This window comes from Nocardia sp. NPDC004415 (assembly GCF_053602435.1).
Genome location: NZ_JBSGDP010000001.1, coordinates 206798 through 231709 on the forward strand (window position 1 = coordinate 206798; position 24912 = coordinate 231709).

Annotated in this window: 24 protein-coding genes and 1 pseudogene; 20 read left to right on the plus strand and 5 right to left on the minus strand. The window is 70.9% G+C overall.

The annotated features are described in order from the left end of the window. The first annotated feature begins 197 nt into the window (after nucleotides 1–197). From ACWEMY_RS01025 to ACWEMY_RS01100, 16 genes are all read left to right on the plus strand, one after another. Entirely contained in the window at nucleotides 198–1775 is a 1578-nt protein-coding gene (locus tag ACWEMY_RS01025; RefSeq protein ID WP_452388333.1) for a cutinase family protein, read from the plus strand. A 56-nt stretch (nucleotides 1776–1831) separates the two neighbouring features. Further along, entirely contained in the window at nucleotides 1832–3064 is a 1233-nt protein-coding gene (locus tag ACWEMY_RS01030; protein WP_452388334.1) for a hypothetical protein, read from the plus strand. Nucleotides 3065–3073: 9 nt separating this feature from the next. After that, nucleotides 3074–3928, plus strand: a complete 855-nt coding sequence (locus tag ACWEMY_RS01035) for a MinD/ParA family ATP-binding protein (RefSeq protein ID WP_452388335.1) — start codon at nucleotides 3074–3076, stop codon at nucleotides 3926–3928. Nucleotides 3929–3936: 8 nt separating this feature from the next. Then, entirely contained in the window at nucleotides 3937–4569 is a 633-nt protein-coding gene (locus ACWEMY_RS01040) for a hypothetical protein (RefSeq protein WP_452388336.1), read from the plus strand. Between the two features lie 94 nt (nucleotides 4570–4663). Continuing rightward, nucleotides 4664–4960, plus strand: coding sequence for a hypothetical protein (locus ACWEMY_RS01045; protein ID WP_022566424.1), 297 nt, complete (start codon nucleotides 4664–4666; stop codon nucleotides 4958–4960). Then, a complete protein-coding gene (locus ACWEMY_RS01050) occupies nucleotides 4957–5211 on the plus strand; it encodes a hypothetical protein (protein WP_452388337.1) in 255 nt (84 codons plus the stop codon). The genes ACWEMY_RS01045 and ACWEMY_RS01050 overlap by 4 nt, the downstream gene beginning before the upstream one ends. 11 nt (nucleotides 5212–5222) lie before the next feature. Beyond that, nucleotides 5223–5816, plus strand: coding sequence for a hypothetical protein (locus ACWEMY_RS01055; RefSeq protein WP_452388338.1), 594 nt, complete (start codon nucleotides 5223–5225; stop codon nucleotides 5814–5816). Further along, nucleotides 5813–6628, plus strand: a complete 816-nt coding sequence (locus tag ACWEMY_RS01060; RefSeq protein WP_452388339.1) for a hypothetical protein — start codon at nucleotides 5813–5815, stop codon at nucleotides 6626–6628. The genes ACWEMY_RS01055 and ACWEMY_RS01060 overlap by 4 nt, the downstream gene beginning before the upstream one ends. A 71-nt stretch (nucleotides 6629–6699) precedes the next feature. Then, nucleotides 6700–8145 carry a hypothetical protein gene (locus tag ACWEMY_RS01065; RefSeq protein ID WP_452388340.1) on the plus strand — a complete coding sequence of 482 codons (1446 nt, stop codon included), beginning with the start codon at nucleotides 6700–6702 and terminating at the stop codon, nucleotides 8143–8145. Then, a complete protein-coding gene (locus ACWEMY_RS01070) occupies nucleotides 8142–9638 on the plus strand; it encodes an SCO6880 family protein (protein WP_375928834.1) in 1497 nt (498 codons plus the stop codon). Before ACWEMY_RS01065 ends, ACWEMY_RS01070 begins: the two co-directional genes overlap by 4 nt. Before the next feature lie 7 nt (nucleotides 9639–9645). Beyond that, nucleotides 9646–11994, plus strand: coding sequence for a hypothetical protein (locus ACWEMY_RS01075; protein WP_452388341.1), 2349 nt, complete (start codon nucleotides 9646–9648; stop codon nucleotides 11992–11994). Then, complete coding sequence (locus ACWEMY_RS01080; RefSeq protein ID WP_375928830.1) at nucleotides 11991–12299, plus strand: transposase; 309 nt, start codon at nucleotides 11991–11993, stop codon at nucleotides 12297–12299. The genes ACWEMY_RS01075 and ACWEMY_RS01080 overlap by 4 nt, the downstream gene beginning before the upstream one ends. Before the next feature lie 58 nt (nucleotides 12300–12357). Further along, nucleotides 12358–14025: a peptidoglycan DD-metalloendopeptidase family protein gene (locus tag ACWEMY_RS01085; protein WP_452388342.1), complete on the plus strand. Its 1668-nt coding sequence runs from the start codon at nucleotides 12358–12360 to the stop codon at nucleotides 14023–14025. A 68-nt stretch (nucleotides 14026–14093) separates the two neighbouring features. After that, a complete protein-coding gene (locus ACWEMY_RS01090) occupies nucleotides 14094–14606 on the plus strand; it encodes a hypothetical protein (RefSeq protein ID WP_375935264.1) in 513 nt (170 codons plus the stop codon). Nucleotides 14607–14649: 43 nt separating this feature from the next. Continuing rightward, nucleotides 14650–16479, plus strand: coding sequence for a type IV secretory system conjugative DNA transfer family protein (locus ACWEMY_RS01095; RefSeq protein WP_452388343.1), 1830 nt, complete (start codon nucleotides 14650–14652; stop codon nucleotides 16477–16479). Continuing rightward, a complete protein-coding gene (locus ACWEMY_RS01100; protein WP_452388344.1) occupies nucleotides 16476–16892 on the plus strand; it encodes a DUF4913 domain-containing protein in 417 nt (138 codons plus the stop codon). The genes ACWEMY_RS01095 and ACWEMY_RS01100 overlap by 4 nt, the downstream gene beginning before the upstream one ends. Nucleotides 16893–16938: 46 nt before the next feature. On the opposite strand, the gene ACWEMY_RS01105 is transcribed toward ACWEMY_RS01100, so the two are convergent. Both ACWEMY_RS01105 and ACWEMY_RS01110 read right to left on the minus strand, forming a co-directional pair. After that, nucleotides 16939–17490, minus strand: coding sequence for a hypothetical protein (locus ACWEMY_RS01105; RefSeq protein ID WP_452388345.1), 552 nt, complete (start codon nucleotides 17488–17490; stop codon nucleotides 16939–16941). 152 nt (nucleotides 17491–17642) lie between these two features. After that, nucleotides 17643–18539, minus strand: coding sequence for a peptidylprolyl isomerase (locus ACWEMY_RS01110; protein ID WP_375928820.1), 897 nt, complete (start codon nucleotides 18537–18539; stop codon nucleotides 17643–17645). Between the two features lie 85 nt (nucleotides 18540–18624). On the opposite strand from ACWEMY_RS01110, the gene hisS reads away from it, so the two are divergent. After that, nucleotides 18625–19899: a histidine--tRNA ligase gene (hisS, locus tag ACWEMY_RS01115; RefSeq protein WP_452388358.1), complete on the plus strand. Its 1275-nt coding sequence runs from the start codon at nucleotides 18625–18627 to the stop codon at nucleotides 19897–19899. A gap of 75 nt (nucleotides 19900–19974) precedes the next feature. Further along, nucleotides 19975–20613 carry a hypothetical protein gene (locus ACWEMY_RS01120; RefSeq protein WP_452388346.1) on the plus strand — a complete coding sequence of 213 codons (639 nt, stop codon included), beginning with the start codon at nucleotides 19975–19977 and terminating at the stop codon, nucleotides 20611–20613. Between the two features lie 20 nt (nucleotides 20614–20633). On the opposite strand, the gene ACWEMY_RS01125 is transcribed toward ACWEMY_RS01120, so the two are convergent. Together ACWEMY_RS01125 and ACWEMY_RS01130 are read right to left on the minus strand one after the other, a co-directional pair. Next, on the minus strand, nucleotides 20634–21647 hold the full coding sequence (locus ACWEMY_RS01125) for an Rv2578c family radical SAM protein (protein ID WP_452388347.1): 1014 nt from the start codon (nucleotides 21645–21647) through the stop codon (nucleotides 20634–20636). 31 nt (nucleotides 21648–21678) lie between these two features. Next, nucleotides 21679–22653 carry an NAD-dependent epimerase/dehydratase family protein gene (locus ACWEMY_RS01130; protein WP_452388348.1) on the minus strand — a complete coding sequence of 325 codons (975 nt, stop codon included), beginning with the start codon at nucleotides 22651–22653 and terminating at the stop codon, nucleotides 21679–21681. 194 nt (nucleotides 22654–22847) lie between these two features. Here ACWEMY_RS01130 and ACWEMY_RS01135 point away from each other — a divergent pair, with 194 nt between their 5' ends. Beyond that, on the plus strand, nucleotides 22848–23177 hold the full coding sequence (locus ACWEMY_RS01135) for a type VII secretion target (protein ID WP_278264208.1): 330 nt from the start codon (nucleotides 22848–22850) through the stop codon (nucleotides 23175–23177). Continuing rightward, nucleotides 23174–24799 carry a hypothetical protein gene (locus tag ACWEMY_RS01140; RefSeq protein WP_452388349.1) on the plus strand — a complete coding sequence of 542 codons (1626 nt, stop codon included), beginning with the start codon at nucleotides 23174–23176 and terminating at the stop codon, nucleotides 24797–24799. Before ACWEMY_RS01135 ends, ACWEMY_RS01140 begins: the two co-directional genes overlap by 4 nt. A 5-nt stretch (nucleotides 24800–24804) precedes the next feature. On the opposite strand, the pseudogene ACWEMY_RS01145 reads toward ACWEMY_RS01140, so the two are convergent. Next, nucleotides 24805–24912 (minus strand): annotated as a pseudogene (locus tag ACWEMY_RS01145) (acetyltransferase); the annotation flags it as partial.

The following is a 24912-nucleotide window of genomic DNA, read 5'->3' on the forward strand; positions in this document are numbered from 1 at the left end:
GATTTGCTGGCGTCGAAGGGGTTTGCCGAGGCAGTGAAAGGGCCCGTTTGGGCAGCAGTTGGGTTGACCGGAATCTGTTACGGTTTACTGCGTTTCAACGTTCCACTGGTCAGCCGAAACGGACTGTGATGCGGATCGATATGGCTCGGTGCACGACACGACTCACGGTGGCGATGATCGCGTTCACCGTCGCTTCGGTGACGGTGTCGACAGCCACCGCGCACGCGCAGGACATTACTCCCGCCGCGCCGTCGACGCAGGTCTCGATCTCCGCGTGTCCGGCACTGTACGCCTTGGGAATCCAGGGCACCGGCGAATCGTCACCGGACGCGGCCCCCAGTACCGATACCGGCATGCTGTCCACGGTCTTCCGCCCGCTGCTGGCCGAGGCGGGCGAGGCCGGCCTCGTCGACCGGGCCTACGTCCCCTACGAGGCGGGTTTCGGCGGCGCTGTCCCCGGCGGTGCGGTGCCGTACACCGAATCCGTGGACGGCGGTCTGCGGCGACTGCGCGCGATGGCCACCCAGGTCGTGCAGCGCTGCCCGGATACCCGCCTGGCGGTGGTCGGGTATTCCCAAGGCGCCCATGTGGCCTCGCTGTTCGCCCAGGAGATCGGCTCCGGCACCGGCGTGCTGCCCGCCGGGAAACTCGCCGCCGTCGCGCTGTTCGCCGACCCCACCCGCGGCGCGAACGCCCCGCTGTTCCCCGGCGCCCCGGGACGCACGGTGCCCGCCGCGGCGCCGGACACCTCCGGCGCGGCACTGGCCACGCTCGGCGAGGTCCGCCAGGCCGCGGCGCCCGGTGGCGGCCTCGGCCCGAGCAGTGATCAGGCTTCCGATTTCGGTCAGCTCACCGGGCGTGTCGCGAGCTTCTGCGCCACCGGCGATCTCGCCTGCGACGCACCCCAGGGCACGCCGCTGGTGCGCGCGGTCACCAACCTGATCAGCCAGGTGAAACTCTCCGGCGGCGACCCGATCGGCTCGCTGGTCTCCATCGCCGACGCGCTGGCCTACACCTCGATCAAAACCGCGACGACCGTGGTGAACTCCGACATCACCGGCAGCAGCCTCGCCGATGTGTCGCTGTCGCCGGGCACCTCGATCGCACAGCGCATCGCCGACGCCGCCGACCCGCGCAGCACCCTCGACGTCGACGCCTCGTATCAGGCGCTGCTGAAACTCGGCACGCTCGGCATCCAGGCGGTGGCCACCGCGGTGAAATCGGTGCTGACCCCGGCGAATATCGCCGAGCTGGCGACCGCCACCCTGTCGAACCCGCTGGCCGGGCTCACCCTGCTCGGCACGAAACTCGCGGGCGCGGTGCCGGAACTGGTGGCGCCGACCACCGGCGCGCGGCTGGTGAGCGAGGCGTTCGGCGAGGTGCAGCGCACCATCACCGATCATCGGGAACTGCTCGACGTCACCACGCTGGTGCGGTACTGGAATACGTTGCAGCGCCACGACGGATACTCACGGATGGCCGTCGGCGCCGACGGTGCGCCACCCACCCGGTACGTGGCAAGCTGGTTCGCGGCGGTGGCCCGCGACGCGGCGGACACCTCCGGTGCCGGTGCGGTGCCGGTCGGCGGCTCCGATCGCGGCGCGCCGGGAATATTCACCAGTCCGACCGGCGCGTCTACGAGACCCGCGGCGCCGGGTGGGGGACAATTTCCGTTCGGGACAGGAGCCGATGGCGCCTCATCCGGCGGCGCGTCGACTCCGCCTGCCGCGACACCCACTGCACCCACGACTACCCGTCCGTTCTCTGTGAACTGATCACCGAGAGGTTCTTCGATGCGAATCCATGTGCCCGGCGACGCGGAAAGGGGGGAATGTTGAAGTCGTACAACGAACTGTCGCGCTGGTATTCGGCGCTGGAGCCGGAATCCGACCCGGCCGGCCCCGCGCGTGGGGGCACCGCCGAACCGGCGGCCGACGCCGACGAAGGCCCCGCGCGATATTCGCAGCGCCCCGCGCGCGTCCCGTCCGATGATCCGCCCGCCGAGCTCGACGAGCCCACGGCCGACGATGATTCCGGCCGCGACGCCCCCCGGAAACCCACGCTCGACACCGTGCAGGCCGCGGACGACGACCCGGCAGACGACGGAACCGACGCTGCGGCGTCGGACCGCCACACCGTGGAACCCGCTGCCACAGAGCACGCTGTCGCGGCGGAACCGGCGCCGACCGATCGCACCGAAAACGTTCCGGCACGGGGCCGACCCGCGGGCTTCCCGGAAAACGCCGACGATCTGGCCCGCCGCCCTGTCGGCTACCCGGAGCGCGACTTCCGCGACCAGGACGTGCCGCCGTACCGCCCCGAGCCCGAACCCGCGCCGCAACCGCCCACCGAACTGGGCGCGCGCCGCAGCGAATTCACCGGCGGCTGGTCGGACTGGGTCGCTCCCGGTCCCGAGGACGACTACGACGCCGAACTCGTCCAGTTCCCGTGGCCCGAGGCCGCGGCCGACGACTACGACGAGGCCCACGTCCTGGCCCCGTCGGGGTCGCTGCGCGCCACCCGCGCCCGCAACCGGACCTGGCTGGTGCTGGTGCTGGCGCTGTCGGTGCTGATCCTCGTGCTCGCCGCCACCGGCGTGCTGTTCCTGCTGTTCGGCCGCGGCGACGGCGAAGCGGCCCAGCATGCCGCGCCGCTGCACTTCACCGCGGGCAGTCTCACCGCCGACGATCCGCTCGGTGCGTGCCCGACCGAACGCACCGGCAGCGTGGTGCGCAGCGCCGAGGCCGGTGGCACCGACTCGGGCCCCGATGTCGTGCTCGCCTTCCAGTACGCCTACTACGTGACCCGATCGGGCACCGAGGCCAGGGCCGTGGTCACCCCCGACGCCGAGGTCGCGCCCGCCGCCGTCATCCAGCGCGGGATCGACACCATCCCGGTCGGGACCACGCACTGCGTGCGGATCACCACGGTCGCCGACGACCGGTTCACCGTGGAGGTCACCGAGTTCCGTCCGGCGGGCGCCCCGGCCACCTACACCAAGCAATCGGTGCGGACCGCGCTGGTCGGCGAGCGCACGCTCATCACGGGCATCGCGGCAGGGTAAGGAGAAGCGATGACAGACGACTGGAGCCGTTGGCTCGACGAGGCCCCCGAGGGGGAACCGTCGGGCGACGCGGCGCGTGATCCGGCTCCGGTGGTGCGGTTGCGGCGCAGGACCGGAGATCGATCCGAGGGCGCCCGCAGGCCGATCCTGGTGGTCGGCGGCTGCGGCGGCGCGGGCACGACCACGACGACGCTGGGCCTGGCAGGCGAACTGGCGGGCACCGGCGCGGCGACGGTGGCCGTCGACGCCACCGCCGCGGGTAGCGATCTGGCCCTGCGTGGGGCCGACAAGCACCTGCATCCGGTGAACCTGCAGTCCTGGGTCTACGGCCGTGGCGGTGACGAACCGGCCCCGCTCGAGGACTGCCTGTCGCGCTCGACCTCCGGTTTCGGGCTGCTCTGGCGCGACGCCACCCCGCTGCGCCGGCGCGCGACATATCTCACTGTCGCGCGTGCGCTCGGCACCGACGGGTATACGGCCGTCTACGACGGCGGCAACCCGATTGCCGGTCGGCAACTGCGCCCGCTGCTCGACGACGCCGATATCGCGCTGGTGCTGGCGATTCCGGCCCGCGTGGACGCGGCCAACCGGCTGCGGGTCACCCTGGAATGGCTCGACGACCACTACGGCGACGACGGCGCCGGTGTCGTGGCCGACACCACCATCGTTGTCTCACACCAGTATTCACACGACGACTCGCGCGTTGCCGAGCATTTGCGCGAACATCTGTCCGGCTGGGTGCGCGAGGTCGTCGAGATTCCCTACGACCCGCATCTGGCGCGCGGCGAGCTGGTCCGGCACGGCGAACTCGCCGAGGCGACCCGCGCAGCGTATGGGAGCTTGCTCGCCGGGGTGGCATCATGACGGCCGCTATGAATCTTCGTCGTCGTCGTGAACCGGCAGCCCCCGGAATCGGTGTCGTCGCGCCGCCCGAATCGCTGCGCGCGCCGATCTGGGAGCGTCCGGTGCCCGGGGTGGGCCGGGCGCCGCTGGTGTGGTTGCTGGGGGTGCACGGTGGCTCCGGCGCCACCACCCTGTCCCACGTGCTCGCCCCCGCTGCCGACGCCAAGGGGCGGTGGCCGGGTGTGTTCGACCGCGAGTCGCCCTATGTCGTCCTGATTGCGCGCGAGACGATCTCGGGTCTGACCCGCGCCCACGACCTGCTGCGCCAGCACCACGCGAACCTGGCCGGGCCCGCGCTGGTGCTCGGCCTGATCACGGTGGCCGCGCGGCCGGGACGGGTGCCGCCGGAGATCCGGCGTTACCGCGACGTGGTCGGTTCGCTGGCCGGGCGCGTGTGGCAGGTGCCGTGGTTCGAGGAATGGACCCTGGTCGAGTCCGAGGCGCTGCCGGTCTGGTCACCGGGCGACAGCGTGTCGGTCAAGAAACGGCGGGTGGACCCGCTCGACGAAGTACCGCTCGAGATCGGTGAACTCGGTGTCGATCTGGTGGCCGCGATCCGCGCCAGCATCGGCACTCCCGAGCCGGGGGAGGAGCGATCGTGAACGCCGGGCGATCGGGCCGCCGGTGGTGTACAAACGTGTGTCGGCGTCGAAGTGTTTGTGGCACAACACCTTTACAGTGGGAGAAAGGCACCCGATGAGCATGATCCTCCTCGCCGTGCAGGACACGTACGGCACCGTCCTGGCCCAGGTGGGTAATCCGACGCCGGAAGCTCCTCCCGGGTCGGAGAAGATCCTGCAGCTGGTCCGGTACCTGACCTGGTTCGTGCTGCTGTCGGGCATCTGCGGGATCACCTACGCGGGTGGCAAGTTCGCCTGGGAGCGCTGGACCGGCGGCGGTCTCGAGTCGCCGAAGATGGTGGCGGGCGCCATGATCGGCGGTGTGGTCGCGACCAGCGCGGGCACCATCATGAACGCGGTCATCGGTACGTGATCACAGTGCTCGCCTACAAACAGATCCCGGCCGATGTCCTGGCGCCGATGAACCAGCTGCTCAACTGGCTGCTCTGGTTCGTCCTGCTCTCCTGCCTGGCCTGGATGATCCTGTCGGCGGGTCGGTTGTGGATCGCGTTCCGCAGCGACCTGGCCGTCAACGACGCCTCCCACGGCGTGCTGATGAGTCTGATCGGAGCCGCGGTCGCCAGTACCGCCTCCGCGATCGCGCTGGCGTTCCTGCCGGCGTGAGGGGGAGAGTTATGACACGGCCGGTCGCGGTCGGTATCGCGCTGCTCGCCGCGACCGTGGGTTGCGGCGGCGGCGAGGCGGGCAGCGAGCTGTCCGCGGCGCCGACCGGCGTGCGCTGGGAGGGATACCAGGGCGTGTCCCTGCCGCACACCGACCAGGGCCCCGCGTCGGTGACCGACGGTGCCGCCACGGGTTTCGAGCACTCCCCCCGCGGGGCGGGCCTGGCCGCACTGACCCACACACTGCGGCTGGGCCTCGCGCCGGACACCCAGTGGGCCACCGTGGTGAACCGCGAACTGGTGCCGGGACCGGCGCGCGACGAGTGGGCGATCAACCGGGTCCGGCTCTCGATCACCGGGCCCGCCGCGCCCGGATACGCACCGAGATTGTTGGGTTACAAAATCACCGAATACCGCGACGAGCAGTCCAGCGTCGAGGTCTACACCGAGTACGCCGACCGCTCGCGCGTCGTCAGCCACACCACGGTCGGCTGGTACGGGGGAGACTGGCGGTTGCGGTTACCCGACCCGCAGGCAGGCGGACGACCGGTCGATGTGATCGACGAATTACCCCCCGACATCGTGAGATTGGAGGCACCACAGTGAGCGTGAAGGAGCCGGGTACGCGCGACCGCGCGTCCTTCGGCATGATCGCTTCCGGTGCCCTGCTCGCGTTGATCCTCGTCGTCGGCGCGCTGGTGTACTTCACCAGCGGCGGTGACGACGAAACCAGCAGCGCCCCGCCGCCCGCCCAGGCCGCGGGCGGCACCGGTTTCGCCGATCCGGATGTCGACGTGCTGGGCAGGCGCGTGGACGTCCCGAACAACCCGGCGGGTCAGCCGCTGGCCCAGGTGCCGGGAACGCAACGTACACCGGCGGACCCGGATTGGCTGACCGCCGCGCCGGAGGGCACGACGAAGCCGCACGGCTGGCAGCGTGTCTACGGCGCGTCGGTGCCGTTCTCCACCTCCGACGGGCCGACCCGGATCGAGAACGGGCTCGCCGTCGGCTACGCGCGCACCCCGCAGGGCGCCGCGCTGGCCGCCGCGCAGATCACCTACCGGCTCAACGCCCGGCCCGCGGACCGGGATCTGTATGTGAAGCAGGTGCGGGTGAGCACGGCGCAGCTGGCGGCCTACGACAGCGCGCTGGCCGCCGACCGGCTGCCCGAACAGCAGCCCGAGACGGTGACCCGCTACTTCGTGGCCACGGACGCGTTCAAGATCGACGACTACGCCGACGACATGGCGATCGTGCGGCTGGCCTCGCGCGGTCCGGTCCTCGACGGGAAACAGTTCTACGCGGCCATGCGGATGATCGTGGTGTGGGACCAGGGGGACTGGCGGCTCAAGCCGTCGGCCACGACCAACACCCAGACCGAATATGTGGAATCGCTGGCGGGGTGGACGACATGGTGAGCATCGATGTGCAGCACAGCCCGGATCGATTCCCTGCGGACCATCGAGGGGTGCCAACAATGCTGAAGCCAATGCTGAGGCGGATCTTCACGATTCTCGCGGTGGTCTTCACCGTGATGATCGCGACGCCGACGGTCGCCATGGGTGAGGACTACGGATTCGACCAGGCGTGCAACGAATTGCACGACACCCTCGACAGCGTCGCCATCCCGGGGATCTCCCTCGGCGACGCCGCCTCGGCGGTCTGCAAGGCGGGCAACGCCGCCTCGCATCCGGGTGAGGCCGCCAACGCGGTCAAGGACAAGGCGTGGGACTCCACCTTCGGCAAGGTGGTCGACTCGCTGATGAAGGGCCTCGGTGAGGCACTGATCCTGGCGCTGACCTTCTGGATGAAGGTGCCCAACGAGGCGGTGAGTGATTCCGGCGCCCTGTTCACCAAGATCAACGACTACACCTATCAGATCCAGATACTGCTCTTGATCGCCTCGGTGATCATCACCGGTGGCCGGCTGGCCGAGGCCAGACGCGGGGCGGCGGTCAGCGAGGCCGCCGAATCCTTCCGCCTGTTCGCCAGGGTGGTGTTCAGTTCGTGGATGCTGGGCGCGGTGATCGTGGCGGGCACCAGGGCCTCGGACAAGTTCTCCGAGTGGATCATCCAGGACTCCACCGGCGGCAACGCCAAGAACATGGCCGAGCTGATGGTGAAAACCAGCAAGCTGCAGGCGTTCTCGCCCGGTCTGGTGCTGATCATCGCGATCGTCGGCCTGCTGGGCGCGCTCGCGCAGATCGTGCTGGCCATCGTGCGGCAGGGTCTGCTGGTGGTGGCCGCGGGCGTGCTGCCGCTGGCGGCGGCGGCGTCGGCGACCGGGACCGGGAAGCAGTCGTATCAGAAACTGGTCGGCTGGATCATCGCGTTCATGCTGTTCAAGCCGGTCGCGGCGATCGTCTACATGATCGCGTTCACCACCGCGGGCCACACCGACGAGACCACCTCCTCCGGCGGTCTGCCCAGCGGTGAGGACGCCCAGCGGATGCTGGTGGCCCTGGTGCTGCTGTGCAGCGTGGCATTCGTGCTGCCCGCGCTGATGCGGTTGGTGGCCCCGGCGGTCGCCACGGTCGGCACGGGCGGTTCCGGTCTGATGGTGGCCGGTGGTACGGCGGTGGGCGCCATGGCGCTCGGCGCGATCGGCACCAAGGCGGTCGCCTCCCGGCCCGCCGCGGCGCCGGGCTCGGCCGGGTACTTCGCCGGTTCCGGCGGTGGACCGCGCCCGGGTGGCGCGCCCGGTACCGGTGGTGGCGCGCCACGGCCGACACCACCACCGCGCGGTGGCGGAGGCGGCACGGCGGCCGCGTCACCGAGTTCGGGGTCGGTGCCCTCGGGCGCGGCCCGCAACATGGCGGCCGCGCGCGCGGCGGCGGGCGGTACCACCCGGGCCGATCAGGCGATGGGCGACGTCGCCGGTGACCGCTGGGCCAACCGCGCACCCGACCTCGGCAGGAGCACGATTCCGCGATGACGACCTCGGTGACCGACACCTACGAGCGCCGCTCGTACGGGTTGTGGCAGAAACCGCGCAGCGCGGGCCTTTTCGGCCTGCGCTGGGAAGAGACCGTGATCGGTTTCGTCGTGGTGATCACGGCGCTGATCTGCGCGATGGTCGGCGGATTCAAATGGGGTTTCATCGTCGGCGGCCTCGGCGCGCTGGTGATGGTGCCGCTGGTGTGGCGGACGGGGGGCCGCTCGGGCTACGAGACGGGACTGATGATGTTCAACTGGATGCGCTCGCGCAAGAACGGCGAGCACGTGTACCGCGGCGGCCGGTTCTCCCGGATCCCCGGCGGTGTCACGAAACTGCCAGGGCTGCTCGCTCCGTCGAAGCTCTACGAAGGCATCGACGCGGGCGGCTACCACTTCGGGATGATCCACCTGCCCGCCTTCGCCCAGTACACGGTGGTGCTGCGGGCCTGGCCGCAGGGCCACGAGGCGGTCGACCAGCCGGTGATCGACCGCTGGGTCGCGGCCTGGGGCACCTTCCTCGCCTCGGTCGGGCAGACCAGCGACATCGTCGCGGTGGTGCCGGTGATCGACACCGTGCCCGAGACCGGTAACCGGCTGCTCAACGAGGTCTCCACGATCACCCGTCCGGAGGCGCCGGATCTGGCCCAGCAGGTGATGTACGAACTGGCCACCGAACTGCCGCAGGAGCGGGTGCAGTTGCTGCCGCGGGTGGCGATCACGTTCAAGGCCACCACCGCCGAGCGCCGCAAGAACCCGGCCGAGGAGGCCGTGGAGATCGGGCGTAGGCTGCCCGGCATCTGCGCGGCGCTCGCTGAGGCAGGCGTGCGGGCCCAGCCGATGTCGGCCGAGGAGGTCATCTCCTTCATCCGGCGCAGCTACGACCCGGCCGCCCAGGCCGATCTCGAGGTCGCCGCGGCGGACCCGGGCGGGCACGGGCTGGGCTGGGACGACGCGGGCCCGGTCTCGCACGACGAGAAGTGGGACCACCTGATCCACGACGGTGGCCGCTCGGTGACCTGGGAGATGGACGCCGCACCCGAGGGCGCCGTCGACGAACGGGTGCTGCAGCGGCTGCTCGCGCCCAATCCCGAAGTGCCGCGCAAGCGCATCGCGATCGTCTACCGGCCGCACTCGGCCGCCGACGCCGCCGAGATCGTCGACGACGACTTCAAGAACGCGCTCGTGGCGCAGCAGAGTGAGCGCGGCGTCGTCTCGGCGGCCGCGACACTGCGGGTCGGCGCGACCCAGCAGGCTCGTGAGGAACAGGCCCGCGGGCACGGTGTGACCCGCTTCGGCGCGCTGGTGACGATCACCGAGCCGCTGCGGGGCGATCTGCCGCGCATCGAGGCCATCACCCGCGACCTCTCCACGCAGGCCCGGCTCAAGATCCGGCGCTGCTACCGATACCAGGCCGCGGCGTTCGCGGCCTCCCTGGGATGCGGCGTGATCCTGCCCGAGCACGCGACCATTCCGAAGGCATTGGCGGGGTGAGGCGAACATGGGACGCGACTACGAACCCCCGGTGCGCGACCGCGACGACATCGCGTTGCGCCCGGTGCACCGGCCGCCGCGCATCCGCGGCGAACGCGAGCCGCGGCCCGCGGGCAGCCCGTCGCGCGTGAGCGAGGATGTGCTCGGTCTCGACGAGCGCACCGACCGTGCCGAGGGCGAGCCCGCGGCACGGGGCTCGCGCACCGACGCGGAGCGCAGGCAGGGTGAACGCCGTGCGCGCGAGGAGGATCGGTCGCGTGCGGCCCGCCCCCGCGGTGAAGACGCGCGCTCGTCCCGGCCACATCCCGAGGAACCGCGCGGCACTCGCGAGGGCCGCGACCCGCGCGGCGAGGCAGGTCGTCCCCGTGGCGACCGTGCTCGCGGACCGCGACCGGCGGGTGGTCAGGGTGAGCGGCGCGCCCGGGGCCCGCGCCCTGAGCAGCCCCGGCGTGGACTGCGTGAACAGGACCACGGCCCCCGGCTGGAACACGATCGCGGCCAGGACGATCCGCGCCGCCAGCCGCGTCCGGCCAAGCCCCGGCTGAGCAAGCCGACGCGCCCGGTCAAGGCCGCGCGACCCGACCGGCCGGACGACGCCGCCGATCGCGCGATGGGCACCGGCCGGGCGGCCAAGTCCAAGGCGCGGCCGGACCGCAGGCAGGGTCCCGCGCTGCTCGACGACGCCACCCGCGCCCGCTACGAGATGATCCAGCGCGAGCAGTCCGGACTGCGCGCCGCCTGGGCCACTTTCCGCCTGCACACCGACGACCTGCGCCGCAACAACGCCCAGGCCCGCTCGGAGGCCGTGGTCGGTGACGGATTCGACCGCACCACCGCCGAACTCACCGACCGCGGCTACTCCGGCCCCGGCGGCGGCAAGATGAACGTGGTCGGCCGCCCGGTCGAATACCGGGCCACCACCGCCCAGGTCGCGGGCCTGTGGCCGTGGTCGGTCGGCGCGGGCGCGCCACTGATCGGCACCCCGCTCGGCTCGCATCTGCACACCGGCGCGCCGGTCTGCTTCGACCCGATGAACTGGTTCATGCGCGGCAGCTTCATCACCGCGCCGAGCCTGTTCGTGCTGGGCCTCAACGGCTTCGGCAAGTCCTCGCTGGTGCGCCGGATCGTGCTGGGCGGCATCGCCCAGGGCATCACCCCGCTGATCCTGGCCGACGTCAAGCCCGACTACCGCAAGATGGTGGAACTCGTCGGCGGGCAGGTCATCGACCTCGGTTACGGCCACGGCAAACTCAACCCGCTGGCCGCCGGTGTGCTGGGCGCTGTGGTGCCCCGGCTCACCGATTTCCCCGCGCTGCAACAGCAGGTGCTGCAGGATCTGCGCGCCCGGCAGGTGACGCTGATCGCGGGCCTGGTGGAACTCGTCCGTGGCGCGCGGGTGGCCGACTTCGAGGAAACCCTCATCGCCACCGCGCTGCGCATCCTCTACCAGCCGGGCCGCGGCTTCACCCCGGACAAACCGCCGATCATGGAGAACCTGCTCGAAGTGATCATCGGCGGCGGCCCGGAACTGATGCTGGACGCGGGCGCCGACGACGACGACGAATACCAGCACGCCATCAAGAACCTGCGCCGCTCGCTGCGCGCGCTCACCCAGGGCCCGTTCGGCGCGATCTTCAACGGCCAGACCTCCGTGCCGATCGACACCGGCGCCGTGGCCGTGTGCATCGACGTCTCGCACATCCCCACCGGCGACAAGAAGCTCAAGGCCGCGGTCATGCTGGCCTGCTGGGCCGACGGCTTCGCCTCCGTCGAGGCCGCGCACGTGCTGGCCGACGCGAAACTCGGCCCGCAGCGCTACTTCCAGGTCGTCATGGACGAGCTGTGGCAGGTGCTCGGCCTCGGCGACTTCATGGTCGACCGCGTCGACGAGCTGACCCGTCTGCAGCGCGGCCTGGCCACCGCGCTGATCATGATCAGCCACACCATCAAGGACCTGCAGGCGCTGGGGTCCGACGCCGCCATCGCCAAGGCGATCGGCTTCCTGGAACGCGCGCGCGCCAAGATCTTCGGCGCGCTGCCCGCCGAGGAACTGTCCCGGCTCGATTCGACGGTGCCGTTCACCTCCGCCGAACAGGAGATGGTCACCGGCTGGTCGGCGCCGCAGGCGCTCACCGGTGAGGCGTTGCGGCCGGGCCAGCAGCGGCCCTCCCCGCCGGGTACCGGCAAATTCCTGCTCAAGATCGGTGAGGATCGCCGGCCGGGCATCCCCTTCCACATGGAGTTCACGGTGTCGGAGAAGGAAAGCGGAATCCACGACACGAATCAGCGGTTCAGCGAGTTCGGGGACAACCCGCGTGGTGCACCGGACCCGTCGGCGAACGGGGGACAGCCATGATGCCGCATCGGTCCTACCGGCGGGTCTCGCCGGAGGTGCGCAAGGCCGCCGTCGAGCAGGTCGTCGCGTTGACCGACAAGCTGCGCAGCGAGTCCGAGGCGTGCCGGGTGGTGGCCGAACAGATCGGCGTGCACGCCAATTCGGTGCGCAACTGGGTGCGCGCGGCCGAGGGCCCGAGCCTGGACCGGATGGACGCGACCGCCCTGCGGCGCAAGGTGGTGCTGCTCCAGCAGCAACTGGCCGCCGCCGCGGAGATGAACCGCACCCTCGCCGACACGCTCAACGAAACCCGGCGCCGGACGTGAACACCGCCGCGGCGGACCCGGATCCCGGCGCCCGGCGCGGCACGGCAGGGGGCGCCCGATGAGCCCGCGCACGATCGTGATGTCTGCCCTCGGCGCGGTTCTCGGACTGGTCACCCTGGTGCTGGTGATCGTGCTGCCCTCCTCCGACGAGACCTGCGAGACCGGCGACATCCTGGTGGGGTCCTCGGCCGCGACTCTGCCCCAGCTGGGCGGTGACTATCCCGGCGACCCCCGCGCCGCCGCGACGAGCACCGCGTCGCCGAGCTCGAATCCGGCGGTGACCGGCACGCCCTCACTGGCCGCCGGAGTCGGGCCGCTGCGCCGGACCCTGCCGCTCGAGGTGGGCACCTTCACCATCTCCGACGTGTTCGGTTCGCGCGGTGGCGATCACAAGGGCATCGACATGGCCGCCGCCGACGGCACCACGATCTACTCGGTCTCCGACGGCAAGGTCGTCGCCGCCGGTCCCGCGTCGGGATTCGGCAACTGGATCGTGGTGGACTCCGTGGACACCAACGGTCGCGCCTACTCCGCGGTCTACGGCCACATGTGGGATCGCGGCGTGCGGGTGCGCACCGGCGACACCGTCACCGCCGGCCAGCCGATCGGGATGGTCGGCTCGGCCGGCGAATCCAGTGGCCCGCACCTGCATTTCGAGATCGTGCCCGGTGGCCGCTTCACCGGTGGCCGCCAGATCGACCCGATGCCGTGGCTCGACGGCGCGCCCACCCCGGATGTCGGTGGCGCGCGGGCCTTCTCCAGCGACCCGAACTGTGTGCGCGGCTTCGGCAGCGCCGGTGGCCTGCTCGCCGACGGCAAGGTGCCCGCCGACCTGGAGATCTGGTATCGCCGCGCGGGCACCGTCTGCCCGGAGATCTCCTCCTCGTTGCTGGCCGCGCAGGCCAAGCAGGAGTCCGGATTCCGGCGCGGGCTCACCTCGCCGGCCGGCGCGCAGGGCCTGGCCCAGTTCCTGCCCGGGACGGCGGTGAGCATCAATCCCGACGACGGCAAACCGTATGTCATCGACGCCGACGGCAACGGCCGCGCCAGCGTGTGGGACGACGGCGACGCGATCATCGGCCAGGCCCGCTACATGTGCGCCATCGCGCACAAGATCGCGGGCTGGATGGCCGCCGGCAAGGTCTCCGGTGACCTCGCCGCGCTCACGCTGGCCGGCTACAACGCCGGTGAGGGCGCGGTGCTGGCCTCCGGCGGCATGCCCAATCAGGTGGCGGCGCACTATTCGGAGACCAGGCCGTATGTCACCAACATCCTGTCGATGGAACCGCAGTACCGCGCGCCCGGCGCGCAGGGCCGGTTCACCCCGGAGCAGGGCGGTGGCGGCGCGCAGATCGTCGAGGCCGCGCACGACTGGCTCGGCACGCCGTATGTGTGGGGTGGTGGCGGCGCGCAGGGTCCCAGCGGCGGCGGGTTCGACGGGCCCGGCCTGACGGCGGCGGCGGTGTTCGCGGCGTCCTCGGGCGCGGTCACCTTGCCGCGCACCGCCGAACAGCAGTGGGAGGCCGGATACGAGGTGCCGATCGCCAAGATCGCCGCGGGCGATCTGGTGTTCAGCGACTTCGGGCGGCAGGGTCCGGCGCAGGTGGGTATCTACGCGGGTAACGGCCGGATGATCCAGGCGCGGCCCGCGGCGAGCACCCGGGGCGGCGGTGGCGTCGTCGAGGTGGCGGTGCCGGGCGACGCGCGGGCGAGGAGGGTGTTGTGACCACATCGTGTCGGACACCGGGGATAACCTGGTGGGAGAGAACACGAATCCGCACGATCCCGGCGGTGATGCTCGTGGCGGTCCTCACGACGGTCGCCGCCTGCGGCGGTGACTCCGGCTCCGCGCGCCCGGACCAGGTCACCCCGACCACCCGGTTGCTGGAGGCGGGCGCGGCGACCGATCCGACCACCGCCGACGGGGTCGCGGTGGTGGCGTTGCGCGAGATCTACACCTGGTACCCGACCACCGAACAGCCGGGTTCCTCGGTGCAGCGCGCGCGGAAATGGCTGGGGCCCAGCATGATCCGTATGCTGGACAGTTCGACCGGAGTGGCCGACACGCCGAAACCGTCGCTGCAGTGGGCGGAGTGGGCGAAGGCGAAAGCGCATGTGGAGGCGTTCACCTTCGCCTCGGGCGAGAAACCACCGGCGAGCGCGGATCCGGCGGTGGCGCAGTACAAGATCGGCGTCGAGCAGACCGTCGTCTACCCGGACGGGCGCACCGAGGCCCTGCCGCCGAGCACGGTCATCGCGACCGTCGTGCAGACGCCGCAGGGCTGGCGCCTTGACGCGTTCCGCTAGCCGGCACAACCGAGCATCCGACAAGGTCCACAGGGAGGCACACGTGGCGAAGAAGAAGGTGACGGATCCGGCCGCGGTCGGACCCGATACGACGCTGATCCTGATCGTGGTCGGCTTTGCGACACTGATCACCCTCGCCGTCGCGCTGCACCTGGGCAACGCGATGGCGGTGGTGCCGCAGAACATCCCGATCAACCCGATCGCCGTGGTGGCCGATCTGGCCCGCGGCAAACTGCACTGGCCACGCGCCTCGACGGTGATCGTGTTACTGGTGATCGCCACGATCGTGGCGTACTACGTGATCCGCAACCGGCTCAGGAAGCGGGCCGTCGTCGGCAGGCTGGCGATCGACGACAAGGCCGACTACATGGGCGTCGGCAGCGCGATCGCCTCGATCACCGAGGCGGGCGTGCGGGAGAAGGCGGCCCAGCTCGGCGTGCGGTTGCGTCCCGGTGACGCGCCCGGCGTGCCGATCGGGGTGGCGGTGGCCGACGGCTCGCCGCTCTACGGCTCCTACGAAGACCTGCACCTCGACATCTGGGGTCCACGTCAGGGCAAGTCCACCTCGCGGGTGATCCCGGCGATCCTGTCCGCGATCGGCCCGGTGATCACCACCTCGAACAAGCGCGACGTCGTCGACGCCACCCGCAATGTGCGCGAGGACCGCGACAGCCGCACCTTCGTCTTCGACCCGCAGGGCGTGGCAGGCGAACGCGCCAAGTGGTATTGGGACCCGCTGGCCTGGGTCGACCACCGGCAGGAGGGCTGTGAGATGCGCGCGGCCCGGCTGGCCGGGCACTTCGCCGACGCCGAACGCGGCGAGGGCGACAAGTCCGACAGCTTCTTCGACCCGGAGGCCGAGGACCTGCTGGCCGGGCTGTTCCTGGCCGCCGCCATCGCGGGCAAGCCGATCACCCAGGTCTGGGAGTGGGTCACCGACTCGCAGAACTCCGAGCCGATCGAGCTGCTGCGCGGCGCCGGGCACGACTTCACCGCCGCGGGCCTGGCCATGCAGTACAACGCCGAACAGCGCACCAAGAGCGGCATCTTCGGCACCGCCAAGAAGATGATCCGCTGCCTGCAGCTGTCGAACGTGCATCCATGGATCACCCGCGGCAACAGCGACCGCTACCAGTTCGACGAGCTCGAGTTCATCGAGCGCAACGGGACCCTGTACTGCCTGTCGCTCGAGGGTCGTGGATCGGCGGCGCCGCTGGTCAGCGCGCTGACCGAGGCGGTCATCGACGTGGCCATGCGCAAGGCCTCGCGTTCCTCCGGCGGGCGGTTGCCGGTGCCGCTGCTCGCGGTCCTCGACGAGGCCGCCAACGTGGTGCGCTGGAAGGATCTGCCTAAGCAGTACAGCCACTTCGGTTCGCGCGGCATCGTGGTGATGACGGTGCTGCAGTCGTGGGCCCAGGGCGCGCGCTGCTGGGGTGAGGCGGGCATGAGCGCGCTGTGGTCGGCGGCCAACATCAAGGTCCTCGGCAGCGGCATCGACGACATGGCGTTCCTGCGGGACCGTTCCGAGGCGATCGGCGAATACGACTCGATCTCGCAGTCGATGTCGCAGTCGGGCAACAGCAAGAGCTACTCGCGCTCGCTGAGTTCCTCGGTGACCTTCACCGCCCAGGGCCTGGCGACCCTGCCCCGCGGCCGCGCGGTGGTGTTCACCTCGGGTCAGCCCGCGGTGCTGGTGCGCACGGTGCCGTGGTGGGAATCGGAGTACGACGCCGCGGTCCGCCGCTCGATCGAGGACAACGATCCCACCCGCAAGACCCGCATCGAGGACGTGATCGGCCAGCCGTCGGGGATGCTGGCGAAACCCATTCCGCCGGACGAGATCGGTGACATCGAGGAGGTCAAACCGCTGTGAGCAACGAGATTCCGGGTGCGGACAAGCAGGACATCGTCTACGCCGGGGTGACCGAGTTCGTCGGAGAATATCTGAGTCAGCTCTACCGGCGTCAGGTCACCGACATCAGCGATACGGTGTGGTGCCCCGAGTGGTGGCGCCACCCCGAGGCGGCTGTACGTCTGGACGCACTGTGGCAGGCCTGGGAGCACTACCGTATGAAGGGCGGGCCCGGCATCAGTGTGTGGTTCCTCGAACACGCCGATCCCCATATGACCAAGCTGTTCGATCCGCGCGGTCCGTTCAAGTACTGCAGTGTGCGCAACGGGCACAAAGAGATGCTGTCGTCCTTGCCGCTCAAGTCGCCCGCGGTGGACCAGTGGACCGAGCCCGAGAACGGGCTGTGGGACAAGGGGCACATCCACCCCGCCTGAGCGGGACTCGATCTCGGCGGCGGAGCCGGACAGACCGCCGCCGAGATCAGCGTCCGCGTTCGATGCCGCGTTCGATGCTTCGCTCGAGGCCACGGGCGCGCGCCGGGATGTTCCTGACCGCCGAATCCTGCATGCGAATGGCCTCGTCGGGCGAGATGCCGTGGCCCATCTCGACCAGCATGCGCACCTGGCTCAGCTCCGGGGCCACGCCTGCGCGCTCCAGATGCGCGGCGATCGCGGCGCGGCGCTCGACGGTGTCGTAACCGAGCTGCGGCGGGTTGGCCGCGACGACACTGGTGGCGGCGAACGGTGAGGACGGGTCCTTCTCCAGGCTGAGCCCGCGCTGCTGGGTCGCCTTGTTGCCCACCGACATCATGTGCTCGAGTTCCATGTTGCGCGGGTCCTTGGCCTTGAGATCGCGCGCCTCGCGCAACTGGAGTTCCTTGGCTTCCTTGATCTTGGCCTCGACCGCCTTGGCGCGGGACTCGGCCTCTTTCTGGCCGTGTTCGCGCGACTTCAGGGCGACCAGGGTGGCCATCTGCAGCATCGTGCGCATCATGGACGCTGTTTCGCTGCCGATGTCGTCGAGTTCCGCCATGACTGCTCCCCGATGCTGCTGTGGAAGTGGACATCTGAGACTACCCCGGTGAGGACACGAGCGGAGGTGTGGCGTCCGTGTCGAGGTCGGCGAATCGGCAACGGGCCGGTCACCGCGAGGGTGACCGGCCCGTTACCGGACTCCGGTGGGTCTCAGCCGACCTTCACGGAGTTGAACGAGATCGGGATGGCGGGCGCCCCGTCCTCGGCGCCACCTTCCACGCCACCCCCGGCGACCTTGTCCAGCGTCGCCAGACCGGGCTCGTCGATGGTGCCGAAGATGGTGTAGTTCGGCGGTAGCTGGGTGTCGCCGAAGACCAGGAAGAACTGGCTGCCGTTGGTGCCCTTGCCCTCCGGCGAGGTGCCCGCGTTGGCCATGGCGACCAGGCCGCGCTGGTAGTTCACCGGCTGGCTCAGCGCCGGGTCGGTGGGCCCGAACAGGTCGGTCGGGTACTCGTTGTCGAAGCTGTAGCCGGGCCCGCCGCGGCCGGTGGCCGTCGGGTCACCGCACTGCAGGATGCCGAAGCCGGGGGTGGCCACGATGCGGTGGCAGCTGGTCTTGTCGAAATAGCCCTGCTGGGCCAGGCTCACCAGGGAGTTGACCGTGCACGGGGCCTGCGCGCTGTTGAGCGACAGGCCGATCGGACCCTGGGTGGAGTCGATCGAGACCTTCACCTCGGGACCGTCGGTGGCCACCGAGGTGACCGCGGGCGCGGTGACCGGCTTGGCGGGCGGCTCGGTGTCGGCCGGGTAGGAGCAGTCCACCGTGGCGGGCTTGGCCGCGGCGGGCGGCGGGCCGGGGATGTCGAGCGGGGTGTTGACGAACTGCGTGGTCGGCACCGCCGACGACGACTCGGCGGCCGTGGCGTCCTCGTCGCCGCCCTTGGTGAGGAAGTACACGCCCACCGCCGCGGCGGCGACCACGACGACACCCAGGGCCGAGCCCGCGATCATCAGGCGCTTGCGCTTCTTCTCCTGCTCGGCCCGCCGGGCCAGCTGGCGCTCCAGCTTGCGCTTGGCCGCCGCCCGTCGCTGTTCGTTACTCGGCACTACCGCGTTCCTCCCGTGTCGTCGATTTCGTCTAGAGGGTAACCGGTTGGACGCGAGGGGCGCCCGTGGGGAAAACTGGATGATCGTGACCAAGACCAGCAGCTTCACCGCCCCGAAGGGGGTCCCGGATTACGTGCCGCCCGGCTCGGCCGAGTTCGTCGCCGTGCGCGACGGGCTCATCCACGCCGCCCGACTCGCCGGGTACGGCCACATCGAGCTGCCGGTTTTCGAACAGACCGCCCTGTTCGCGCGGGGTGTCGGTGAGTCGACCGACGTGGTCAGCAAGGAGATGTGGACCTTCGCCGACCGCAACGGTGAGAGCTTCACGCTGCGTCCCGAGGGCACCGCGGGTGTCATGCGCGCGGTCATCCAGCACGGCCTGGACAAGAGCGGCCAGCTGCCACTGAAACTGTGTTACGCCGGTCCGTTCTTCCGCTACGAACGCCCGCAGGCCGGTCGCTACCGCCAGCTCCAGCAGGTCGGCATCGAGGCCATCGGCGTGGACGATCCCGCCCTGGACGCCGAGGTCATCGCGATCGCCGACGCCGGGTTCCGCGGCCTGGGCCTGGACGGGTTCCGCCTGGAGATCACCTCCCTCGGTGACGAGACCTGCCGCCCGCAGTACCGCGAGCTGCTCCAGGAGTTCCTGCTCGGCCTGCCACTGGACGAGGAGACCCAGCGGCGCGCGCGGATCAACCCGCTGCGCGTGCTCGACGACAAGCGCCCCGAGGTGCGGGAACTGACCGCGAACGCGCCGCTGATGATCGACCACCTCTCGGAATCGGCCAAGACGCACTTCGAGCAGGTCCTCGCCCACCTCGACGCGCTCGGCGTGCCGTATGTGGTGAACCCGCGCATGGTGCGCGGGCTGGACTACTACACCAAGACCACCTTCGAGTTCGTCCACGACCAGCTGGGCGCGCAGTCCGGCATCGGCGGCGGCGGCCGCTACGACGGGCTGATGGCCGAGCTCGGCGGGCAGCCGCTCTCGGGCATCGGCTTCGGGATCGGCGTGGACCGGACGGTGCTGGCGCTGGCGGCCGAGGGCAAGTCGGCGGCCGACCCGGCCCGCTGCCAGGTCTACGGCGTGGCCCTCGGGGACGCCGCCAAGGCCCGGATGGTGGCCCTGGCCGGCGAGCTGCGCGGCGCGGGCGTGAGTGTGGATCTCGCCTACGGCGGGCGCGGGATGAAGGGCGCGATGAAGGGCGCCGACCGCTCCGGCGCGAAATACACACTGGTCCTGGGTGATCGCGACCTCGCCGAGGGCACGGTGGGCGTCAAGGAGATGGCCACCGGTGAGCAGCGGCCGGTGCCGCTGGACGACGTCGTCGCGGTGCTGCGCGCCGCGCTCGGGGACTGATCCGGCGCGGGACGGCGCGGTAGGCTGACCGCGCCGTCACCGGACCCGCCGCTGACCGGTGGAGAGGGATACAGGGTGAACGGGGATTCCGGCCGCGCGGAACCGGTCGGCATCGACCTGGTGGCGCCCGAGGTGTTCGCGCCGATGCTGCGCAGGCTCGCACTGGGCGCGCTCGGGTTCGGTGCCGTGGTGGCGCTGGTCTCGGCGATCTGGCTGGACTGGCCGTACGCGATCGTGCTGGGGCTGGTCGTCTCGGTGCCGACCCTCGGCTACGTGGTGGCCTTCGGCCGCAGGCGGATGTGGTTGAACGGCACCGAGATCCGGGCCCGCCGCCTGCTCGGCGAGCACCGCATCGATCTGGCCGACGCGACCGGCGTGCACCTGCTGGTGTTCCCCGGGCGGCTGAGCCGCATCGTGCTGAAGGTGACCGTCGGCGCCGAGACCCAGCTGGTTCCGCTGGCGATGTACACCGACGCGGGCAGCGGACGCGAACTGCACCTGCTGGGCCTGCGCAAGCTCGCCGACGCGCTGTCGGCCAGCGAGCTGGCCGCCGCGGTCTCGGTGTCGGCGGTGCTGGTGGAGCAGTTGCGCGCGGAGGCCAGGGACGCGGGGCTCGGCGAACGGCCGCTGTATCGCGGCGTGCAGCTGGTGCGGGCCAAGGACGCGGTCTCGCCGGTGGTGCTCACCGACACCGAGGTCGCCCAGCTGTCCTGAGCGCGCGCGCTGCCGGTCGCTCAGCCGAACAGTGCGAGCTGATCGGCCGGTGCGGGCAGTGACCGGACCGGGGGCGTGGTCGGCCCCTGCGGCCGGTGCAGTCCGTACTCGGTGAGCAGCGGATCGACGCGTTCGCGCAGCCAGGTGCGGTAGGTGGGCGCGACGGTGCCGCCGCGCGCGTAGAGCTGCCGATAGCGGCGCATCAGGGCGGGATGCTCGGTGCCCAGCCAGCTCAGGAACCAGTCGCGGGTGGGACCGCGCAGATGCATCGGGAAGGCGGTCGCGCTGGTGGCGCCCGCCTCGGCGATGGCGGCGACGAGGGCGTGCAGATGGGCGCGGCTGTCGGTGAGGCACGGGATGATCGGCGCCGCCATGACGTGCACGGTGAAGCCCGCCTCGGCCAGCGCGCGCACCAGTTCCAGGCGGGCGCGTGGTTCGGGGGTGCCGGGCTCGAGACTGTGGTGCAGGTCCGGATCGAGAATGGCGATCGAGACCGCCACACTGACCTCCACCTGCCGGGCCGCCTCGACCAGCAGCGGCAGATCGCGGCGCAGCAGCGGGCCCTTGGTGAGGATCGAGAACGGGGTGCGGGCCTCGGTGAGCGCGCGAATGATGCCGGGCATCAGCCGATACCGGCCCTCGGCACGCTGATACGGATCGGTGTTGGTCCCCAGCGCCACCGCCTCGCGCTGCCAGGACCGGCGGCCCAGCTCACGCCGCAGCACCGCGGCGACATTGGTCTTCACCACGATCTCGGAATCGAAATCCCGCCCGGCGTCCAGGCCGAGATACTCGTGGCTGCCGCGCGCGAAGCAGTACCGGCAGGCGTGCGAGCACCCGCGCATCGGATTGATCGTCCAGCGGAACGGCAGCGCCGAGCTCTCCGGCATCTTGTTCAGCGCGCTCTTGCAGAGCACCTCGTGGAAGGTGATGCCGTCGAACTCGGGGGTGCGGACGGTGCGGACCAGTCCGGCCCGGGTGAGCCCGGGCAGGGCGCCGTCCTCGGCGTCGAGGGTCTGACTCTGCCACCGCACCCCACGAGTCGAACATGCGTTCGAGCTGCTGTCAAGCGGCGCGCGGGGCCCGCAGGAAATCGACCAGGTCGGCCACGGTCTCGCGGACCGGGCGCGGCTGGTAGCCGAGCTCGCGTTCGGCCTTGCCGTGGTCCACGCGCGGCGCGGCGATCACCGCGCCCAGGGCCGCCTTGGACAGGATGTCGGAACCCAGCCGCTTGCTGATCGGCTCCACCACCGGCAGGATCGCGCCCAGCGCCCTGGCCGGGATGGCGAAGCGCGGGCCCTTGGCGCCGGTGTGCGCCGCGGCCATCCGGCACAGGTCGATGAGCATGGTGAGCTCGCCGCCGAGCAGGTAGTTCTCGCCGGTGCGGCCCTTCTCGCCCGCCAGGATCAGGCCCTTGGCGACATCGCGCACGTCGACCAGGTCGAAACCGCCGCCGATCATCACCGGCATCCGCCCGCGCACGGCCTCCAGGACGGTGCGGTTGAGTCGGGAGAGGCGTTCGGGGTGGTCGACCGGGCCGTAGACGCCGGTCGGGTTGACGATCACCGCGTCCAGGCCGCGCTCGATCACCGGGCGCAGCGCCTGCTCGCCCGCCCACTTGGAGCGGTCGTAGACCGGCAGGTCCGGATCGGCCGAACGGACGGTGGTCTCGTCGATGTGCCCGCCCGCGCGGTACTGGTCGAAGGCGTGGATGGAGCTGGTGTGCACGAATCGGCGCGCGCCGACCTCGAGCGCGGCCTCGGCCGTCACGCGCACGCCCTCGGTGTTGACCCGCCAGGCCAGGTCGTTCTTCTCGGCGAGGGTGATCAACGCGACCAGGTGGTACACCACCTCGGCGTCGGCCAGCGCCGTGCGCATCGACGCCGGGTCGAGCACATCGCCCTCGACCCAGGTGACGGCCGGATCGGTGGTGGTCGGTGCGGCGCGGTCGATGGCCACGACGTCGTGGCCGAGCTCGACGAGCTGCGGGATCAGGTTGGTACCGAGGTAGCCGGCTGCGCCGGTCACTGCGACCTTCATGCGCCCGAGGATATAGAACAGGTTCTAGTTTTACGAGGGGATCGGGCAGATCGGCGGCGGGACGGGTCGAAACGCGTCGGGGTGTTCGGCTATATTCGGTGCACTGCGCTGTCGGGGTGCCGCGTCGGGAGTTCCGTGGCCACCGACCGCGCTACCCGGAGAAGAACTTTCACGACGAGTTGGGGGGATTTCGCATGACCGATCTCTCGGTCGAAACCGATGCTGTCACGGCCTTCGCCGCGACCAATTCCGTGGTGGCCGCGAATGTCGCCTCGGCCGGCATCACCGACGCGGCGGGCAACGTCGCCGCGATGACGCCGGTGTTCGGCCTGATCGGCGCCGACTACCTGGCGATGTTCGCGGTCGCGCAGACGCTGCAGGCCAAGGACATCAACGATCTGTCCGCCAAGTTCAGCTCGCTCTCGGACGCCGCCTTCAAGACCTCGGTGACCTTCGAGACCGAGGACCTCTCGCGCGCGGCCGACCTCGCGCGCCAGACCGCCGGGATCGGCGGCGGCGCATGAAGCCGCTGAGCGCCGACGCGGGCGTCATCACTCCCGATGCCGCTTTGGCCGCCGCCGACGCGGCCACCGAGACCGCGCTGGCCGCGGCCCCGGCCGACTACGCGAGCCAAGCCATCCTCGACGTGCCGCTGATGCAGCTGCCCGACGACGTCGACGAGCCGATCTTCACCCTGGCCCAGAAGATCACCGACGACGCCCAGACCTCGGGCACCCTGCCCACCGCGGGCCTGCCGGGCCTGTCCGGGCTCGGCGACGGTTCGGTGGACGCCCAGGACATCCTCTCCGGCGTGGCCGACGACGCCGCTACCGCCTTCGGTGACGCGCAGACCTCGATCGACGCGCTCGTCGCGCCGGTCCTGGCCAACGCGCAGACCGTGTTCGACCAGGCCAAGAGCGCGCTGGCGGGCACCACCGCGGGCGGCACCACCAGCGCGGGCAACACCTCGGCGGCCACCACCACGCAGAGCGACGACCCGGTCGCCGCGCTGCTGAGCGGGCTGTCGCTGCCCGAGCTGCCCGGCGTCGAGTCGCTGTTCGAGCCGTTGCTGTCGCTGCTGAGCAGCTTCGGCTCGGGGGTTTTCGGCTCGATCGACCCCACCTCGATCCTGAGCAGCTCCTCGGCGATCATCGAGCAGGCCATGAGCGTGGCGCAGGGCGGGGTGAAGACCGTCCAGCAGCTGTGGGAGGGCCAGTCCTCCGACGCCGCGACCACGGCCAGCCAGCAGGCGCAGACCGAGGGCGAGGAGACCAGCCAGCGCGGCATCGACATCGCCGCGATCACCCAGCAGGCCGCCGCGGTCGTGCAGTCGGGCAACACGCAGCTGACCTCCATCGCCACCACCTTCGCCGCGCAGGCCGCCGCGCTCGCGCCGACGATCATGCTGCCGCCCACCCAGGCCACGCTCATCGGCCTGGCCACCGAGCACCTGGGTGAGGCGGTCACCGTGGTGAACGTGACCCGCGGTCAATTGGCCGGGCACACCGCCGAACTCAGCGGTGCGGTGCAGCAGCTCGCCGCGCAGAGCGGGCTGCCCTCGCCGGAGGAAGCGCTCTCGGCGGTGTCGGAGAACATCGGCGAACCGCTGCTCACGCAGGCGCAGGAAGCCCTCACCGGCACCGACGACTCCACCACCGCGGCGACCACCACCACGCCCGGCACCACCACGACGCCGGGCACCACCCCGTCGGGTCTCGGCACCGGTGGTTCCACCGGCAGCCCGGGTTCGTCGCTGGGCGCGCTGGGCGTGGCCCGTGGTGGCGGCGGCGGTGGCGCGGGTGGCAGCACCGGCGGCACGCCGAGCTCGGGGACCCCGAAGTCGGCCGGTGTGCCGGGTGCCGCGGTACCGGGCACGACGGGCCGGATGATGAACACCGGCCTGGGTACCGGTCTGGGCAACACCACCGCGGCGAGCACCGGCGGCTCCAACTTCATGGGCGGCGGTAGCGGTGCGGGCGCGGGTGGCCAGCGCGGCGGCAACGACGACGAGCACGGGCGCACCGTGCAGGCCTACCAGAGCCGCACCGGCAACGACGATCTCACCGGCCCGCTCGGGGAATCCACGCCCGACGTCATCGGCGCGGTGCACGAGGACGAGCGCGACGCCGACGAAGACCGGTTCTGAGCGGCGGGTGCGCCGGTGGCCACCTGACCGCACGAGCCCCATTCGAGCATCACGGTCGACAGCCAGGCTTCTTTTTCGAACACCGGATCACTGAAAGCGTGCGAGTCGGCCGC